Raw genomic sequence first — 17372 nt, 5'->3', positions numbered from 1 at the left:
CGACCATAAGTGCAAGATCGCGGGTGCGGGTGCGGGTGCGGGTGCGGGTGCGGGTGCGGGTGCGGGTGCGGGCAGGGGTGGGCAGGGGTGCGGTGGGGTGGGGGTGGACGGGGTGGGGCAGGGAGGGGTGTTGGTGGGGTGGTGGGGGTGGGGGTGGGGGCTATGGTGGCGTGTCGTGACGAGTAGCGAGCAGCGGCTGGCGGAGATTCGGGGTGGGCTGCCGCCGCGGCGGCACAACGCGCGGACGATCGCGGCGTTGACCGGTAACCCGGGTTGCACCCGCCGAGCCGTTCTCGACGGTGCGGGGGTGGACAAGCCGTCGCTGGCCGAGCGGGTCGGGTTTCCCGCCAGGTTCGGGCAGTCTCGATTCGCGATCACCCGGGGCAACACGTTCGAGGCGCAGGTGAAGGCGGACGGCGGTGCCGAACTGCTGCGCCTGGTGGCCGAGCGGCTGGGTGTCCCGGTGCCGGCGGTGGCGACCTGGACCGACCTGGGTGACGGGGACGAGTTGGCCGGTCGGGTGGAACGCTCCGCCGCGCTGCTCACCGACGCAGTCACGCCCCACGAGCCGACCGAGCCCGACGGCGCGGCGGACCCACGCCAAGCGGCGAGCCCCGGTCACGCGGAAAGCCCCGGTCACGCGGGAAGCCCCGGTCACGCGGGAAGCCCCGGTCACGCGGGAAGCCCCGGTCACGCGGGTAGTCCTGACCTGGTGGATCAGGGTGCGGCGTTGTTCGATCATCCGCTGCTCGGGTTGGAGGTCGCCGGGCGGCGAGTGCATCTGGAGCCGGATCTGGTGGCCGCGCGGTTGGGTGGCCGGTTCCACGTGGTCGAGATCAAGTCGTTCCCGGTGGTCGACGGGCAGGCCGATGCGGCCAAGCTGGCCGCCGCGGCGGTCCAGTCGGCGGTGTACGTGCTGGCGCTGCGGGACCTGCTCGCCACGCGCGGAGTCGATCCGGATCTGGTGTCGCACGAGGTGGTGCTGATCTGCCCGCGCGATTTCACCAACCAGCCGGTGGCTCACCTGCTGGACGTGCGCAAGCAGTTGTTGGTGGTACGCCGGCAACTGGACCGGATGGCTCAGCTCGACGAGTTGCTGGCTGGCGTACCTGCCGATTTCACCGCCGATCCGGCCGCGGACCCGGCGACGTTGGTGGCGTCCCTGTCGCAGGTGCCGGCCCGCTACGCCCCGGACTGCCTGGCCAGCTGCGAGTTGGCGTACTTCTGTCGGCAGGAGGCGGGCGGGCACACGGCCGCGCTGGGGCGGCCGGTCCGTGAGGCGCTGGGCGGGATCGACAGGGTGGCCGAGGTGCTGGCGCTCGCCGCCGGTGAGCCGGTCGCCGATCCGCAGCGGGCCGAGGCGGCGGCGCTGTTGCGTACCGCTGCCCGGCTGCGCGCCGAGGCCCTCAGCGGGGCGGCGTGAGTACGCTGCGGGCGCTGGCGGCAGCGCAGGCGGTGGCTGCCGGGGTGGCCCAACCGGTGGCCACCGTCCGGCACCTGCACCTGTCCCGGCGGCCGTTGGTGCTGGTGCCGTTGGCCATGGCGGGTGAGGCGAACGCGCCGTTGGCGGCGATGGTCGGCGCGGCACCGGGCGAGGCGCGGCTGCTGATCGTGCCGCAGCCACGTAACCGGGACCAGCGGTTCGCATTCGTCGCCGAACTGGCGGCCACCGTACTGCCCTATGTGGACGCGCATCGGGGGGCCAACGAGGCGGTGCCGGTCGACCGGGGGCGGGACGTGCGGTACCGCTACCTTGACGCACCGCAGCTGCTGGTGCCGAATCCGGCCGGGGTGACGTTCCTGCGGCTGTTGGGTCGGGCCACCCGGTTCCGACGGGTCGACGGCGATCATCCGGTGCCGCCGCAGGTGCCGTTGCTGGGCCGGTGGCTGACCTTCTTCGCCGAGCGGGCCGAGCATCCGGGCTCGTCGGCGTTGGTGGCGATGACGCAGGCGTTGAGTCTGCACTGGGCGACCGGGCAGAGCGCGGTGGAGGACCTGCATCTGCCGGCACTGCTCGGCTGGATCGCCCCGCCGGCCGGGCGCAGCGGCGTCGAGGCGGCGGCCTGGGCCGAGGACCCGGCGAGGTGTCCGCCCGCCGGCCCGGCGACCGATCCGAGCTTCGACAACGAGCGGCTGGCCCCGGCGATCGAGGCGTACGCCGCCGCCGAGTCGGACGAGGTGGCCCGGGGTGAGGCGTACGCGGAGCTGGAGAAGTTGCTGCGCGATCAGCTGACGCCCACCTGGGAGCTGATGTGGCGCGGGGTGGGGTTGTTGCGGGCGCTGCCGCCCGGCGCCCGGGTGGCCGCCCGCTGGGACGGTGACCGGGACGCCTTCACCGCGTACGCCGATCATGTCGACGCCGACGGTGCGCCCCAGCCGCGTCGCGACGGTGCGGTGGCCGCCGCCGCCCGGCTGCACCGCCTGGAGCGGGCCGCGGACCTGTACGCGGTGCAACGCGCCTACGACGATCCGCTGGTGATGGCCGAGTACCGGCTGACCGGCGAGGCGTTCGTCGGCGAGGTGGTGTTGGCCGATGCGGCGCGCATCGACGACAGTGGCCGGCGGCCGGTGCTGCGTCCACGCATCCAACTGGTGACCACCGACCCGGTGCTGGTGCCGGTGGGCGCGGTGCTGTCCAGTCCGAACCGGCCGGCGCAGAAGGCGCGGGTGGTCTTCGTGACTCCGGTGGCCGACGGCAAGACCGAGGTGGTGGTGGAGCTCTCCGGCGGGATGGGGCGAGGGCTGACCGCCGCGCCGGGCAGCGTGCCCGAGGTGGGGGAGCGGCTGTGCTACACCACGCTCAGCGAGGCGTACGTGCCGGCGGGAGGCTTCCCGGCGGTGGAGGAGACCCCGTGGACCCACGGCGGCCCGCCCGCCGCCGGCGCGCCCGTCGGCCCGTTGCCGACCGGCGAAGGTGCGGCACCGGTGCCCGATGAGGACTGGGCGTAGACACTGGGTCGCGTGATCGTTGCGCAGGGTGTCCTTTGTGGCCCTGGTGGTGCCGGCCGACCTGCTGCTGATGGACGTGGATGGCGTGGTCGAGCCGTCGGGTTGCGGACTCCGTCCGGCTGGATCTGGCGGTGCGGTCGATTGCGTGGCTAGTCTTTCCGGGTTTGCCGGGACCGGTCTTCGCCGTCGAGGGTGCGCGAACGAGAGAAAGCCAGAGCGATCGCTGTGTCGCGAAAGGACATCGAACAGGCCACCGTGCGGCCGGCCGGGCAGACCCGGGTCGGCCCGGCAGGTGTGTACGCCGCCGGCGCGGTCGTGGCCGTCGAGACCGTCTGGTTGGCCCTCGAACTGCCGCAGACGGCTCTCGTCAGCGACCTCGGCGCGATCACCGTGGCCTGCTGGGCGGCGCTGGCCTGCGTGGGTGCTGCCCGCCGGCACCCTCGACCGCTGCGCCGGTTCTGGCTTCTGCTCGCCGCCACCATGCTGCTCTCCCTCGCCGGCCGTGCCCTGTGGACGTCGCAGCGGCTCGCGGGCCAGGAACTGCCGCACACCCTGCCGATCGGGCTGATCTTCACGGCGAGCCTGCTCACCGGGACCGGCGCGTTGCTGTGCGCGCTGACCGCTCCCCGCACCTCGCTGGGACGCGCCCGGGCCCTGCTCGACGGGGTGATCGTCGCGCTGGCGTTGATGCCGATCGGCTGGCTGCTGCTGTTCCGTAACGTCGCCCTGACGGACCTGAACGAGCCGCTGCGCTACGCCGGCCTGCTCTACCCGCTGTTCGACCTGATGCAGCTGACCGTCCTGGTCGTGGTGATCGGGCCGGGTCGGCCGGTGTGGCGTCCGCTGACGTTGCTCGGAGCGAGCCTGACCATTCGTGCGGTGGCCGACTCGATGTACGTGTCGACGGCGGCTGCCGGCACCTACCATTCCGGCACCCTGATCGACGTGCTGTGGCCGCTGAGCTACCTGCTGATCGGCGTGGCGGCCCGGCTCGCTCCGCCGCAGCACTGTCAGCGCGGCGTCGACGTCGGTGAGGTGCCGCTGCCGCCGTGGTGGCGGGTGACGCTGCCGTACCTGCCGGTGGGCGGGGTGATCGCGGCGGCGCTGCTGGCCCGGGAGCCCTCCGGGCACAGCCCGCTGCCGGTCTTCCTGGCGTTGCTGGGGCTGTTGGCGGCGCTGGCGTTGCGGCAGATCCTGGCGGCCAACGAGAACCTGCGCCTGGTGGCGCGGCTGCGGCACCTCGCCTACGTCGACCAGCTCACCGGGCTGCCCAACCGGCTGGCGTTCACCCGCCGGCTGCGCAGCGCCCTGGGTGGGGCCCAGCCGGTCGCCGTTCTGCTGCTCGATCTGGACGGCTTCAAGCAGGTCAACGACCGGTTCGGGCACAGCACCGGTGACACCCTGCTGACCGGCCTGTCGCGGCGGATGCGGCGCGCGGTCGCCGACGACGGCATGATCGCCCGGATCGGTGGCGACGAGTTCGCCGTGCTGGTCACCGGGCGTACCGCCGCGCCGGAGCGGCTGGCGGAGCGGCTGCTGGCGTCGCTGCACCCGTCGGCCGGCGAGGAGGTTGTCGGCGTCCACCCGTCGGCGAGTATCGGCATCGCGGAGTACGGACCACAACACGTCACGTACACGGATCTGCTGCGCGACGCCGACATCGCGATGTACGCGGCCAAGGCGGCCGGCAAGTCGGCGTACCGGCGCTGCACGCCGGCCCTGCGGGAGTCCGCGGTCAGTCGGGCGGAGCTGATCGCCGACCTGCGGCGGGCGGTCGACGAGCAGCAGCTGCACCTGGAGTTCCAGCCGATCGTTGACCTGTCCACCGGCACGGTACGCAGCGCCGAGGCGCTGGTGCGGTGGCGGCATCCCCGGCTGGGCATGCTCAGCCCGGCGCGTTTCCTGCCGCTGGCCGAGGAGACCGGGCTGATCCTGTCGATCGACCGGTGGGTGATCCACGAGGCGTGTCGGGCGGCGGCCACCTGGCAGACCCAGGTCCCGTCGGCCACGGTCGCGGTGAACATCGCGGCGGCGCACCTGCGCCGGCCGGATCTGATCGCCACGGTCACCGAGGCCACCGCCGGGGCCGGACTGGCGCCGCGGGCGCTGACCCTGGAGCTCACCGAGTCGGCGTTGATCGAGGGCAGCGATGCGGTGCTCGACCGGCTGGGTCAACTCCGTGAGCTGGGCATCCGGATCGCCATCGACGACTTCGGCACCGGCTATTCCTCGCTGAGTTATCTGCACCGGATCCCGGCCACCGAGTTGAAGATCGACCGGTCGTTCGTGGCCCGGCTCTCCGAGGACACCCGGGCGTACGCGACGGTGGAGATGGTGACCCGGCTGGCCGGGGCGTACGGCCTGGGCGTGGTGGCCGAGGGGGTGGAGACCGAGCGGCAGCACGACGCGGTCGCTGCGATCGGCTGTGTGCAGGGGCAGGGCTACCGGTACGGGCGGCCCGCCGCGCTTGACGAGTTGCGTACGGTGCTGGCCGGCTCCGCGCCCGCGAGGGTGTCCGATGTCGCAGAATCGGGCTTGACCCTCACGTAACGGCAGGCGGGACCGTGGTTTCTCAGAAGGGAGGGAACCATGGCGTACACCGTCGGCCAGGTGGCCAGGCTCGCCGGGGTGACCGTGCGGGCGCTGCACCACTACGACCAGATCGGGCTGCTGTCGCCCAGCGGGCGCACCGGCGCCGGCTACCGCCGCTACAGCGACGCGGACCTGGAGCGGCTGCAACTGGTCCGGTACTACCGCGAGCTGGGGTTCCCGCTGGAACAGATCGCCGAGATCCTCGACGACCCGGCCGGTGACCGGGACGCGCACCTGCGCCGCCAGCACGAACTGCTGACGGTACGGATCAAGCGGTTGCAGGAGATGGTCACGGCTATCGAGTTTGCGATGGAGGCGAACAAGTTGAACATCCCACTCACCCCGCAGGAGCGCTTCGAGGTGTTCGGTGACTTCGAGCCCGAGGCGTACGCCGAGGAGGCGGAGCAGCGCTGGGGTGGCACCGACGCGTACCGGGAGTCGAACCGGCGCGCGTCGAGCTACTCGAAGGACGACTGGCTGCGGATCAAGGGCGAGACCGAGGACTGGGGGCGGCGGATCGTCGCACTGATGGCCTCGGGCGCCCCGGCGGACGGGCCGGCGGCGATGGAGTTGGCCGAGGAACACCGGCAGCACATCAGCCGGTGGTTCTACGAGTGCTCGTACGAGATCCACACCGGGCTGGCCGACATGTACCTGGCCGACGAGCGATTCCTGGCCCACTACGAAGCGATGGCGCCGGGGCTGGGCCAGTACCTGCACGAGGCGATCCACGCCAACGCGATCACCCGGGCGTGACAGGAGCCGCGCGTCGGTGGTTCGACGGGCGGGAACTGTCGGGGCGGGGGAGTATGACTGACGGGGTCATGTCCTGATCTGCGGAGGTCATTCGTGTTGATAGTCGCCGGCACGCTCTATGTGGATCCGGCCGAGCGGGACGACTACCTGGCCACCTGTGCCGAGATCGTCCGGCAGGCCAGGTCGGCGCCCGGCTGTGTGGACTTCGCCATCAGCGCCGACCTGGTCGAGCCGGGCCGGATCAACGTCTACGAGCGGTGGGAGTCCGACGAGCAGCTGCTCGACTTCCGCGGTTCCGGTCCCGAGCCGGAACAGCAGGTGGCTCTGGTCGGCGCCGAGGTGCACAAGTTCCGGATCAGCGCGGTCGAGTCCCCCTGACCCTGCCCCGGCGGTCCCACGCCGGTCGCGGCCGACCCACCCGACGCCTGCCGTACGACGATGTTACGGCGGGCGTCGGGCCAGTCGGGCCAGGAACGCGGCCACCGCCGCTGGTTCCCCGGCCAGTTCGCCGGGGCGGGCCGGCCCGCGCAGCGCACGCAGCGTGGCGGCGAGCCGTCCGACCCGGCTGAGGGCGACCGGGTCGCCGTCGAGGAGCAGGTCGGCGGTGTCCCGATCGATCTGGCGGGTCGGGCTGCTCATCTCGTGGCCCTGTTCGTCATCATCCCGTCAGCCTCGATGTCGGTCCTGTCAACTCGTCCGATTGATTGGCGTCAGCGCTGCTGGATGCGTCACACCTGCCGACGGCTGACCGGTCCGGTGAGGTGGTGTCGGCACGCGGGACGGGCGCAGCAAAACCACCAACTCGTCCTTATTGGTCCACCGATCGGGTATTTCGCCCGGTGTCGGCCGTGTCCATCGTGCTGCCTTGTGCCGTTAATCACTGTGACACCCCTCTGAATGGCCTGCGGTTGGTGGCATGCGCGGCGAAGGAGTCGGCGTGGCGAGGACTGATTCGACGGGTTCGACATGGCGGTACCGGTGGGCGCGCCGGCAGAACGAGCGCCGGCTGCGGCTGTTCCGCAGCGCCGAGAGGGCCTGGCGGCGACGCGACGACGAACTGCGCCGACTGCGTACGCTCGCCGAGCAGTGCCACGGCTCCGCCGCGGCCGGCGAGGGTCTGCTGCTCGAACTGGGCCCCGACGAGATCGTGCTCCGGGTGGTGCCGGCGGCCCAACTGGTGGAGGTACGGCACACCGCCGTGCTGCCCGCCCCCGAGTTGACAGTCGGCGTGGAGCACGGCCGGCTGCACCGTCGCCTACCCGACGGCGTCCGGGTCACCGACGCCGGCATGGCGGTGATCACCAACCGGCGGCTCGTGCTGCTCGGTGGACGCGGTCGACGGGACTGGGCGTACGGGCGGATCAGCGGCCTGGCCCACGACCCGCAGGCGCCCGTCTCCCTGATCCAGGTGCTCGACCGGCGGCGTACCTCCGGGGTGCTGGTGCCCGCCGACGTGGCGGCCGAGTTCCGGTTCCTGCTCACCCTGGCCTTCGCCGACGCCATCGAGCAGCGTGACGCCGTCATCGCCCAACTCGACGAACTGATCGCCGAGCACACCAAGGCGCGCCCGTCCCGGCCCGGTATCGCCACGCCGGCACAGGCCCGGCTGTTGGCGCTGCTGCCCGGCGGCCGGCGGACCGCGGTGGTCGCGGCTGCCCTGGCCGTACTGGTGCCGTTGGCGTTGGCGAACTCCGGCCCGTCGGATCCGACCGGCCGGGAGACGGCGGTCGCGGCCACCCCGGCACCGGTCGCCGCCACCGTCGCACCCAAGGCACCCCGCGCCACCGGCTCCCCGAAGGCATTGCGGGTCACCGGCCCGAAGACACCCCGCGCCAGCGGCTCGCCGACGGCGGATCGGAGCAGCCCGCAGCGACGGTGCGGTGCCCCGGCCAACCCGATGGGGTACGACTTCTGCTCCGGTGAGCGGATCCGTGAGCCCGACCCGCAGGTGTGCGAGCACTTCGACTGTGTGCCGGGGTTCTGGGAGGGGCGCGGCTACCTGGTGCAGTGCGCGAACGGCAAGATCAGCCTGGCCGGTGGCAGCCCGAGGGCGTGCGGACTGCACGGCGGCGTACGCCGCACGGTGTGGCACTGACGGCCTGACGTGACGCCGGGCGTCGACCCCCGGCGGGTGGTTGTTGCCCGGGGCGGACCGGTTTGGTCTGATGCGCCAATGGGAGTTGCCGAGGTCAACCGCACCATCGACGCGGTGTGGCGGATCGAGTCCGGGCGGGTGATCGCCGCCCTGGCGGGGCTGGTGCGCGACGTCTCCTGGGCCGAGGAACTGGCCCAGGACGCGCTGGTCGCCGCACTGGAGCAGTGGCCGCGTGACGGCGTACCGACAAATCCGGGGGCGTGGCTGACCGCGGTGGGCAAGCGGCGGGCCATCGACGGCCTGCGCCACCGGCAGGTACGCGACCGCAAGGTCGCCGAACTCGGCCGTGACCTCGGCGAGGGGGCGTTCACCCCGGATTTCGACGCGGCCTTCGAGGACACCATCGACGACGACCTGCTCCGGTTGATCTTTACTGCCTGCCATCCGGTGCTGACCCCGCAGGCCCGCGCCGCGCTGACCCTGCGGATGGTCGGCGGCCTGAAGACCGAGGAGATCGCGCGGGCGTTCCTGGTGCCGGAGTCCACCATGGCGCAGCGGATCACCCGGGCGAAGAAGACGCTCGCCGAGGCCGGGGTGCCGTTCGAGGTGCCCGGTGCGGCCGACCGCCCGCAGCGGCTGGCCAGCGTCCTGGAGGTCACCTACCTCATCTTCAACGAGGGGTACGCGGCGACCGCCGGGCAGGACTGGATGCGCCCGGCGCTCTGCGAGGACGCGCTGCGGCTGGCCCGGATGTTGCAGACGCTGATGCCGGACGAAGCCGAGGTGCACGGGTTGGCCGCGCTGCTGGAGATCCAGGCGTCCCGGACCGCTGCGCGCACCGACGCGGCCGGGGAACCGGTCCTGCTGCTGGAACAGGATCGGCGACGCTGGGACCACCTGCTGATCCGCCGAGGGTTGGCGGCGCTGGAGCGGGCGCGGACCAGCAGTGACCAGGCCGGCCCGTACACCCTCCAGGCGGAGATCGCGGCGTGTCACGCGCGGGCGCGTACCGCCGAGGAGACGGACTGGGCGCGGATCGCGGCCAGCTACACCGAGCTGGCACAGGTCGCGCCGTCGCCGGTGGTGGAGCTGAACCGAGCGGTGGCGGTCTCCTTCGCCGACGGGCCGGCCGCCGGCCTGGCGGTGGCCCGTCCGCTGGCCTCCGAACCGGCGTTGGCCCGCTACCACCTGCTGCCCGCGGTGCTCGGCGACCTGCTGGCCAAGCTCGGCCGCTACGACGAGGCCGCCGCCGAGTTCACCCGCGCGGCCGAACTCACCGGCAACGCCCGGGAACAGGCGCTGCTGCGCGACCGGGCCGCCGACTGCGCCGCCGGGGTGCCGCCGAGGCGCTGAAAATCCTTCTGGAAAAAATCCCGCCGCGATGTCGAATCCCGGTCGGGTCGCCCGACGCGTCAGTGACAGCCGGTCTGTCTGACCACCGGCCCGGCACACCGGCGACCGGCCGGCAGGACGAGGAGGCGAACATGGCGACCGCGACGACGGCACGGCCCGAGGTGGCGGGCACCGGCAAGCATCGTACGACGGGGGTGTTGCTGGCCGGCGGTATCGCCGCGGGGCCGGTGTTCGCGGTGTCGGTCACCGCGCAGGTGCTGACCCGCGACGGGTTCGACCTGAGTCGGCAGCCACTGAGCCTGCTCGCGCTCGGTGAGCACGGGTGGATCCAGATCACCACGTTCGTGATGACCGGACTGCTGGCGCTCGCCGGCGCGGCCGGGATGCGTCGGGTGCTGCCGCCCGGCCAGCCCGGTGCTCTCTGGGTGCCTCGGCTGGTCGCCGTCTTCGGCCTCGGGTTGATCGTCGGCGGTGTGCTGGTGGCCGACCCGAGCATGGGATGGCCGGCGGGCGCGCCGCAGGGGCCGGCGGAGACGATGAGCTGGCATGCCGTCGGCCACGGTGTCGGTGCGATGCTCGCGTTCTGCTCACTCACCGTGGCATGCCTGGTCTTCGCCCGCCGGGAGGCCCGGCTGGGCCGGCCCGGTGCCGCCGTGCTGTCGGTTGCCGGTGCCGCCGTGGTGGTGCTCGTGATGGCCTGGCCGCACCAGGACAGCATCAGCGTACGGATGGCGCTGGGCTCCGCTGTTCTCTTCGGTTGGCTCTCGGTTGTCTGCGCCCGTCTGCTGGCTGTCACGTCCCGCTGAATTCGTCACACAACAGGAGAGGAACAACTTCGATGCGTTTCATGGTCATGCACAAGCTCGACGAGAACAGGCCCGAGCTGTGGCAGCCCGACGAGGCCTTCATGGCCCGGATGGGCGCGTTCATGGGCGAAGCGAACCAGGCGGGTGTGCTGCTCGCCGGTGAAGGGCTGCGGCCGAGCAGTGTGGACGCCGGCCGGATCACCGTCACCGGGGGCAAGGCGACGGTGACCGACGGGCCGTTCGCCGAGACCAAGGAGCTGATCGCCGGGTTCGCGCTGTTGCAGGTCCGAGACAAGGCCGAGGCGATGCACTGGGCGCAGAAGTTCACCGACATCTTCATCGCCGCCGACATCGACGTCGAGGTCGACGTCCGCCGGGTCACCGAGTGGGAGGACCTGGCCCCGCCGGCCTGACCGCCGTGGAACGGAACCGGCTCGGTCGCGCGTCGGCCGGGCCGGTCCCGCTCGTCAGGCCGCTCGGGCGTTTGTCGACGGGTCAGCGTTGGAGGGCGACCTGGTCGGCCAGCCGGGACAGCGCCGGGGTGGCGGCGAGCAGCCGTTCCCGATCTGCGGCCTCCAACTGGGCCAGGGCGGCGGCGAGCAGTTCGCTGCGGTGCTGGCCGTAGGCGGCCGTCCGGTCCCGCGCCGCATCGGTCAACTCCAACCGGACGGTACGCCGGTCACCCGGGTCCCGCTCCCGGCTCAGCAGGCCCGCCGAGGTCAGCTCACCGACCAGGGTGCTCACCGTGTTCGGCGCGGTGCCCAGGCGCTCGGCGGCCTCCCGGACGCTGATCCCGGGCTGTCGCTGCACCAGACGCAGCACCTCCACCTGAGCGTCGGGCAGGGCCGCCCGACCCGTCCGTTGGCTGGCCGTACGGCGCAGCACCCGGTGCAGGTCACCCAGGGCCGCGCCGAGCTCGGCGAGGGTCTCCTCCGTCACAGTGCGCCCCCGTCCGGATCAAATGCCTCTGTAGGCAGAGCTATCGTAGCCGCCATGCCGCAGACCGCCACGCCCTCCACCGCGCCGGACCGAGTCGCCGTACCGACCGGCCGGGCCGCCATCGGGCTGCTGGTGCTGCTCGGCAGCCTCACCGCGATCGGGCCGCTGTCGCTGGACACCTACCTGCCGGCGCTGCCCGACATGACCCGCGACCTGTCCGCCAGCCAGGCGCGCATCCAGCTCTCCCTGACCACCTGCCTGATCGGCGTGGCCGTCGGTCAACTCGTCACCGGTCCACTCAGCGACCGCTGGGGGCGACGCCGGCCGGTGATCGTCGGGTTGGCCGCGTACACCCTGTTGTCGCTGCTCTGCACGCTCGCGCCGTCGGCGGAGACCTTCGCCGCGGCCCGCTTCTTCCAGGGTTTCGCCGGCGGCATGGGCACGGTCGTCGCCCGCGCCATCGTCCGTGACCTCTACGCCGGTCGCGCCGCGGCGAAGTACTTCTCCCGACTCACCCTGATCTTCGGCCTCGCCCCGATGATCGCCCCCGCATTCGGCAGTCTGCTGCTCAACTTCGGCGACTGGCGGGTCATCTTCGTCGCCCTCACCGTCATCGGTGCCCTGCTCGCGACCGTCGTCGCCTGGCGGCTGCCCGAGACGTTGCCCGTCGCGCGGCGCAACACCGGTGGCCTGCTCTCGATCGCCCGCATCGCCCGCGTGCTGATCACCGACCGCATCTACCTCGGCTACACGCTGACCCAGGGCCTCGCCTTCGCCGGACTGCTCGGCTACCTCTCCGGTTCCTCGTTCGTCCTGCAGGACGTCTTCGGTCTCTCCGTCGGGATGTACAGCCTCATCTTCGGCGTCAACTCCCTGGCCTTCGTCGCCGTCGGTCAACTCAACGCCCGACTGCTCGACCGGCACGGCCCCCGCCAGCTGTTGATCACCGCCCTCGGTCTCGGGCTGCTCGCCGCGCTCGGCCTGATCGCCGGCGCGCTGCTGCAAGCCCTGCCCCTGGTCATCGTCGCGATGTTGGTGTTCCTCGGCTCGCTCGGCATGGTGATGCCCAACGGCACCGCCCTGGCCCTGGACCGGCACGGTGCCCACGCCGGCACGGCCGCCGCGCTGCTCGGCGGCATCCAGGCCGTGGTCGCCGCCGGCGCCGCGCCGTTGGTCGGCATCGGCGGGGAGGGCAGCGCCCTGCCGATGGCCCTGGTGATCGCCGGTGCGGCCGCCGGATCACTGCTGGTGGTGCTCACCCTGGCCCGCCGCCGCTGACTCCGCAGGCGCTGACTCCGCAGGCGCTGACTCCGCCGCCGCTTACTCCGCAGGCCAGGCTCAGCCGGCTCGCGGCCCCGGCTCGTCGGCCAGGTCGGCCGACAGGCGATCCAGATAGGCGTCGACCTCGGCGATGTCGTACCCGCGCAGACTGACGGCAAGGTCGGTGCGGGCCGACTCGATCTGCGCCCGGACCGCAGAGCGTTGCGCCGGCACGCCCGAGGCGAACGCCTCCAGGCCCTGCCCGACCAACTCGTCGATCTGACGCTGGTCGTAGCCGCGCAGCGCGGTGGTGAACGACGGCGTCTCGGACGCCGGACGGCGGTGCTGGCGGCCGTCGACGAACCGGCCACCGCCGAAGCGGATCAGGGCAGCCGTGACCTCGTCGACCGACTGCCGTACGGTGCCCAGATCGAGCAGGAGCAGGCCCTTGCGACCGTCGACGGGGCTGGGCTCGGTGAGCGGACGATCGAGGACACCGGCCGCCGGCACCAGCAGTAACCACGGTGCCGGGCCGGTGGCCGCCGGCCGGCACAGGACGATCGCGTCGATCTCGTGCCACGCGAGCGTGCGGCGCAGCCCGGCGACCCGTACGTCCAACCCGTCGGCGTCGATCCGGAACCGGAACGGCCGGACCACGGCGGTGACCAACCGCCACCCGTTGAACGCCACCAGCAGCACGCCGCCGACAACCGTGAGCACGCCCGGATCATCCGTCAGCACCAGCATCGACAGGCCGAAAAGGAAGAACCCGACGGCCAGCACCAGCCAGGCCCGCTTCTGTGTCACGCCCACCGCAGCCCCCGATCACCGGCCAGCACGGACCACAGCATCCCATCTCTGCCGTAGCCGGTGGGGACCCTGATCAGCCGAGGGGGACCTGCACCGCCACGTCGTGCTTGGGGTAGTAGGACTCGACCTGGTCGGGGCCGTACTTGTCGCGGAACATGGCCACGATGTTCTCGACCTGGCGGGTGTCGGTGATGGGGGTGGCGCTGGAACTCAACGAGGTGCCGTCGACCGCCAACTGCACCATCGGGGTCTGCTGGACGTTCTTGTACCACTGGGTGTCCGAGCCGGTCAGCGGCATCAGGAAGACGTTGTCGTCGTCCTGCACGAACCACACCGGGCGGGCGATCTGCCGTCCGCTCTTGCGGCCGGTCACGGTCAGCTCGACCTCCTGTACGCCCGACAGCGCCTCACCGATCGCGTTGGTCATGGTGTCCTCCGGCAGCTTGCCCTGCGACGATGCCCTCGCCCGTCAGGGTAGGCAGCGCGCGAGGTGCGCGCGGCCGGTTCGGCCCCCGGTCCCCGGAAAGGAAACGCCCGGCACCGCTGGTCGCGGTACCGGGCGTTCCTTGTCGGATGGATCAGCTCAGCGTGCCACCGCCGGGCTGGACCACGTTGTTCACCGTCAGCTTGTACGGCGCGTACTGGGTGACCTGCTCGGTCGGCTCGTCGTACGCGACGATCGCGACCACCTTCGGGAAGGTCAGCAGGGCCAGCGTCGGGAGCGTACCGAGGGTGAAGCTCGACTTGCCGTTCACCTCGTACTGGTAGGCGATCTTGTTCTTCTCGTCGAGACCGACGAACCGGACGTTCCAGTTCGCCACCGGCGTCGGGTAGATCTCCGACGGCGAGTCGAACGGCGCCAGGCTCGACCCGTCGCTGACCAACGTGCCGCCCACGGTGATGTCGTCGATCAGCAGGCCACCCTCGTTGACCCCACCGTCGCTGACGTACCGGAAGCTGAGCAGGATCTGCTGACCGGCGTACGCCGACAGGTCGAACGAGTGCGGCTCGAACCCGCTCGTGGTGCCGTTGAGCGCCGGGCCCAGCGGACCACTCACCGTCTTGTCACCGGCGATCGGCGTGTACGACTTGCCGCCGTCGGCGGAGACGCTGACGTAGCCGTAGTCGTAGCCGACCTCGGCGCCGTACTTCGCGAGGAAGGTCAGCGTCGGGTTGGCGGCCGGTACGGTCACCGGGGTGACGGCGGCGGCGTCGGTGCTGTTGCCGTTGCCGGACCAGATCACCGAGTTGCCCGGACGATCCGGGTCGTTGCTCACCGTCGTCCAGGCCAGCGGGATCGCCGGCAGCGACTTCGCGCCCTGGAACTTGATCGAGCGCAGGTCGCCCCGACCCAGCGGCTTGCCGTTCGCCTTGCGCAACTGGACGTAGTCGGCACCGTTGGGCGCCGCGCCCGGAGTCGCGTACGAAGCCGGGTTGTCCAGGTTGACCGTGGCGTTCAGGCTGTCCGTGGTGACCCGCCGCTTGTCGACACCGAGCATGATGCCCAGCTTCGAGTTGCCCACGATCCGGTCGACCAGGTTCATCGTCTGGTAGTCGTGCAGCACCTTGTACATGTCCTTGACGCCCTCGTCGGCGAGCGCCGCCTTCAGGCTGGCCAACCCCTGCAGGTCGCCGTCCTGGTGCAGCCGGGAGATGAAGTCCAGGCCGTAGCGGTCGTAGAGGAAGAGCATCAAGGAGTACGCGTTGCCGTAGTCGGCCAGCACGGCACTGCTGGTGCTGCCCTCGTTCCACAGGTTTATCGAGTTCTCCGGGCCACCACAGTCACGTGGGTTGGTGTTGTACGGCGTCTGGACCGTACCGAAGCCCTGGAAGCAGTAGATGTGGCTGTCCGTGCCGGGCTGGTCGATCCGGGCCCGCGCGTCCACATAGCCGGCGAGCGTCTGGGCGAAGTCCGCCAGTCCCTCGTTCAGCCAGACCGACTCGAAGGGGTCGGCGTGGTAGTGCGCCAGGTGCTGCCACTCGTGGACGAAGACGCCCTCGTAGAGGTTCGGCCGGGCCGGCCGGGAGGTGCACACGTCGTCCGTGGGCTCGTTCGGCGGGTTCTCGCCGGTGCGGTGCGCCCAGTCGAAAGCGTCCACCGTCATGATGTTGCGATCGAGCAGCTCGTCGAAGAGCGAGAAGTGGAACCCGGCGATGTAGCTGGCGGCGGCCGGGAAGTCGTAGAAGTTGTCATCCCGGACGTTGTCGATGAGGGTGACCGTACGGTTGCCGGCCCCGGTGAAGTCACCGGCCAGCTCCGCGTTGGTGCCGTCGCGCTCCGGCGGGGTGCTGAACGCCGCGATCGACTTCGGGTACATGTTCGTGTCGAACTCGCTGATCAGGCGGTTGACCTGGGCATCGGTGATCACCGTCGAGTTGGGGATCTGCTGACGGCAGTCGCCCTCCGGGAACTCGGTGTCGTTGGCTACCCACACCTCGATGTTGTCGCCCACCCCACGCAGGGTGTACGGCTTGAGGTAGATGACACCCTGGTAGTCGTCCAGGGCCAACCAGTTGCGTACGGTCCCGACCGGCGGGGTCTCGGCCGCGGCCTGCGTCCGGCGCGACTGTGCCTTCGGCTGGTACTGGGTCGGCACCTCGACCTTCTTACCGTTGAAGGTGAAGTCCTTGCGGGTCAACTCACGGATGTCGCTGACGAGCCCGCCGGTGTCCGCGGCGCTGGGCGCCACCTGCGGGCCGGGAGCGGCTGACGCGGTCGCCGGTGCGGCGACGACATAGATAAACGGTAGGACAATGGCGCTTGCTGCTATCCCCGCAAAGCGGCGACGTGCCATGGAACCTCCTCATCGATGGAAGATCCGCCCAGGTCCTGTCACAGTCGACCAGGCATTAAGTGGATCTACGCACGCTGATTGAGCGTCTCCGTGACCTCAACACATGCACATCGATCAGGCAAGAGGGCCCCGCCCCGGGCCTGTCGGAATCGGCTACCGCAGAAAACGCCGCCGGCCCAGGAGGCCAAGGTCCTGGGCCGGCGGCGCGCCGAATGCATCGGCATTTGTGGATCAGACGAAGTTCACGTCACTGCACCACATGTACGCCTGGTCGAGGTGCGATGCCTGCCAGATGACGAACAGAATGTGGTGTCCGGTGTAGCCGGAGGTCGAGACGTTGAACGAGATGTTCTGCGCCGGTGCGTAGCGCCCGGTCTGCGTGATGAAGTCGAGGTTTCCCCACCCGAGTTGCTGGGTAGCGGGGTTGAAGCCCTGCTTGCTCACGTAGACCCGGAAGTAGTCAGCACCGTGGCTCGCCTGGTCGTGCAGTTGGACGGTGAAGTTACGGCTGATGTTCGTGGTCTTCCACGCCCCGGGACGATTCAGGCTGTTGTTGCGGGACAGGGCGTTGCTGCACAACTGGCCGTCGGGAGTACGGGCCTGGAACTGCCCGCCGAGGCCGTCGCGCAACGCGCTCATCCAGTTCCACATGGTGTCCGGGTTGGCCTGGAACGCCTGCCAACACATCGGGTCCTGCTGCTGCATCTGCGGGCTCATGTGGTTGTTGCCCCAGGTCTTCCAACACTGGTACGCACGAGAGGCCGGGTTGACGATGGTGCCGTGCGCCTGGGCCGTACCGGCCCAGGGCAGCATGCCCACCACCAGGGCGAGCAGCAGGACGAGCGCTCGTGCGGGCCGGCGGGCAGCGGACCGGGATCGCTGGCCGGACTGTTCGGATTCGAGTGATCGCACTTGCATCCTCCGTTCTAGACATCCATGGACGTCGATGGGAGCGCTTCCGCGAGTCTGCCACTCATAGCCCGATTTGGCAACGATCGTCTATTGACGTTGAGCTGG

16 protein-coding genes are annotated in these 17372 nt (G+C 71.0%); 10 read left to right on the top strand and 6 right to left on the bottom strand.

Annotated features, from left to right (window positions below):
• Positions 1 to 175: 175 nt before the first annotated feature.
• The 5 genes from EG812_RS12805 to EG812_RS12785 all read left to right on the top strand — a co-directional run bounded on the left by EG812_RS12805 (position 176) and on the right by EG812_RS12785 (position 6675).
• Positions 176 to 1423, top strand: a complete 1248-nt coding sequence (locus EG812_RS12805) for a collagen-like protein (RefSeq protein ID WP_126711664.1) — start codon at positions 176 to 178, stop codon at positions 1421 to 1423.
• Positions 1420 to 2949, top strand: coding sequence for a hypothetical protein (locus EG812_RS12800; RefSeq protein ID WP_126711663.1), 1530 nt, complete (start codon positions 1420 to 1422; stop codon positions 2947 to 2949). Before EG812_RS12805 ends, EG812_RS12800 begins: the two co-directional genes overlap by 4 nt.
• Before the next feature lie 225 nt (positions 2950 to 3174).
• Positions 3175 to 5499: a putative bifunctional diguanylate cyclase/phosphodiesterase gene (locus EG812_RS12795; RefSeq protein WP_199743857.1), complete on the top strand. Its 2325-nt coding sequence runs from the start codon at positions 3175 to 3177 to the stop codon at positions 5497 to 5499.
• 39 nt (positions 5500 to 5538) lie between these two features.
• Positions 5539 to 6297: a MerR family transcriptional regulator gene (locus EG812_RS12790; protein ID WP_013731773.1), complete on the top strand. Its 759-nt coding sequence runs from the start codon at positions 5539 to 5541 to the stop codon at positions 6295 to 6297.
• A 93-nt stretch (positions 6298 to 6390) separates the two neighbouring features.
• Positions 6391 to 6675, top strand: coding sequence for a putative quinol monooxygenase (locus tag EG812_RS12785; protein ID WP_043719777.1), 285 nt, complete (start codon positions 6391 to 6393; stop codon positions 6673 to 6675).
• Between the two features lie 63 nt (positions 6676 to 6738).
• Here EG812_RS12785 and EG812_RS12780 read toward each other — a convergent pair whose 3' ends face one another.
• A complete protein-coding gene (locus EG812_RS12780) occupies positions 6739 to 6936 on the bottom strand; it encodes a hypothetical protein (protein ID WP_013731775.1) in 198 nt (65 codons plus the stop codon).
• A 298-nt stretch (positions 6937 to 7234) separates the two neighbouring features.
• Between EG812_RS12780 and EG812_RS12775 the strand changes: the two genes are divergently transcribed.
• From EG812_RS12775 to EG812_RS12760, 4 genes are all read left to right on the top strand, one after another.
• Complete coding sequence (locus tag EG812_RS12775) at positions 7235 to 8392, top strand: hypothetical protein (protein ID WP_126711662.1); 1158 nt, start codon at positions 7235 to 7237, stop codon at positions 8390 to 8392.
• 78 nt (positions 8393 to 8470) lie between these two features.
• Positions 8471 to 9745: an RNA polymerase sigma factor gene (locus EG812_RS12770; RefSeq protein WP_126711661.1), complete on the top strand. Its 1275-nt coding sequence runs from the start codon at positions 8471 to 8473 to the stop codon at positions 9743 to 9745.
• A 131-nt stretch (positions 9746 to 9876) separates the two neighbouring features.
• Positions 9877 to 10551: a DUF998 domain-containing protein gene (locus EG812_RS12765; RefSeq protein WP_126711660.1), complete on the top strand. Its 675-nt coding sequence runs from the start codon at positions 9877 to 9879 to the stop codon at positions 10549 to 10551.
• A 32-nt stretch (positions 10552 to 10583) separates the two neighbouring features.
• Complete coding sequence (locus tag EG812_RS12760; protein ID WP_013731779.1) at positions 10584 to 10964, top strand: YciI family protein; 381 nt, start codon at positions 10584 to 10586, stop codon at positions 10962 to 10964.
• An 82-nt stretch (positions 10965 to 11046) separates the two neighbouring features.
• On the opposite strand, the gene EG812_RS12755 is transcribed toward EG812_RS12760, so the two are convergent.
• Complete coding sequence (locus EG812_RS12755) at positions 11047 to 11490, bottom strand: MarR family winged helix-turn-helix transcriptional regulator (protein WP_013731780.1); 444 nt, start codon at positions 11488 to 11490, stop codon at positions 11047 to 11049.
• A gap of 54 nt (positions 11491 to 11544) precedes the next feature.
• Here EG812_RS12755 and EG812_RS12750 point away from each other — a divergent pair, with 54 nt between their 5' ends.
• Positions 11545 to 12768, top strand: a complete 1224-nt coding sequence (locus tag EG812_RS12750; protein WP_013731781.1) for a multidrug effflux MFS transporter — start codon at positions 11545 to 11547, stop codon at positions 12766 to 12768.
• Between the two features lie 60 nt (positions 12769 to 12828).
• Here EG812_RS12750 and EG812_RS12745 read toward each other — a convergent pair whose 3' ends face one another.
• From EG812_RS12745 to EG812_RS12730, 4 genes are all read right to left on the bottom strand, one after another.
• Positions 12829 to 13563 (bottom strand): DivIVA domain-containing protein, encoded by a 735-nt coding sequence (locus EG812_RS12745; RefSeq protein WP_126711659.1) that lies wholly within the window; start codon positions 13561 to 13563, stop codon positions 12829 to 12831.
• Positions 13564 to 13633: 70 nt separating this feature from the next.
• Positions 13634 to 13987, bottom strand: a complete 354-nt coding sequence (locus tag EG812_RS12740; protein ID WP_126711658.1) for a nitroreductase/quinone reductase family protein — start codon at positions 13985 to 13987, stop codon at positions 13634 to 13636.
• 151 nt (positions 13988 to 14138) lie between these two features.
• Positions 14139 to 16250, bottom strand: a complete 2112-nt coding sequence (locus tag EG812_RS12735) for a choice-of-anchor J domain-containing protein (protein ID WP_126711657.1) — start codon at positions 16248 to 16250, stop codon at positions 14139 to 14141.
• 336 nt (positions 16251 to 16586) lie between these two features.
• A complete protein-coding gene (locus EG812_RS12730) occupies positions 16587 to 17273 on the bottom strand; it encodes a lytic polysaccharide monooxygenase auxiliary activity family 9 protein (protein WP_043719779.1) in 687 nt (228 codons plus the stop codon).
• Positions 17274 to 17372: the final 99 nt, after the last annotated feature.

This window comes from Verrucosispora sp. FIM060022 (assembly GCF_003977705.1).
GTDB classification, from domain to species: domain Bacteria; phylum Actinomycetota; class Actinomycetes; order Mycobacteriales; family Micromonosporaceae; genus Micromonospora; species Micromonospora gifhornensis.
This window is presented reverse-complemented; position numbering and strand designations above follow the sequence as displayed.

Excerpts from the sequence above, each read along its gene's own strand:
- EG812_RS12790 (WP_013731773.1), top strand. The coding sequence starts at position 5,539 with ATGGCGTACACCGTCGGCCAGGTGGCCAGGCTCGCCGGGGTGACCGTG.
- EG812_RS12780 (WP_013731775.1), bottom strand. The coding sequence starts at position 6,936 with ATGAGCAGCCCGACCCGCCAGATCGATCGGGACACCGCCGACCTGCTC.
- EG812_RS12770 (WP_126711661.1), top strand. The coding sequence starts at position 8,471 with ATGGGAGTTGCCGAGGTCAACCGCACCATCGACGCGGTGTGGCGGATC.
- EG812_RS12765 (WP_126711660.1), top strand. The coding sequence starts at position 9,877 with ATGGCGACCGCGACGACGGCACGGCCCGAGGTGGCGGGCACCGGCAAG.
- EG812_RS12760 (WP_013731779.1), top strand. The coding sequence starts at position 10,584 with ATGCGTTTCATGGTCATGCACAAGCTCGACGAGAACAGGCCCGAGCTG.
- EG812_RS12750 (WP_013731781.1), top strand. The coding sequence starts at position 11,545 with ATGCCGCAGACCGCCACGCCCTCCACCGCGCCGGACCGAGTCGCCGTA.
- EG812_RS12740 (WP_126711658.1), bottom strand. The coding sequence starts at position 13,987 with ATGACCAACGCGATCGGTGAGGCGCTGTCGGGCGTACAGGAGGTCGAG.
- EG812_RS12730 (WP_043719779.1), bottom strand. The coding sequence starts at position 17,273 with ATGCAAGTGCGATCACTCGAATCCGAACAGTCCGGCCAGCGATCCCGG.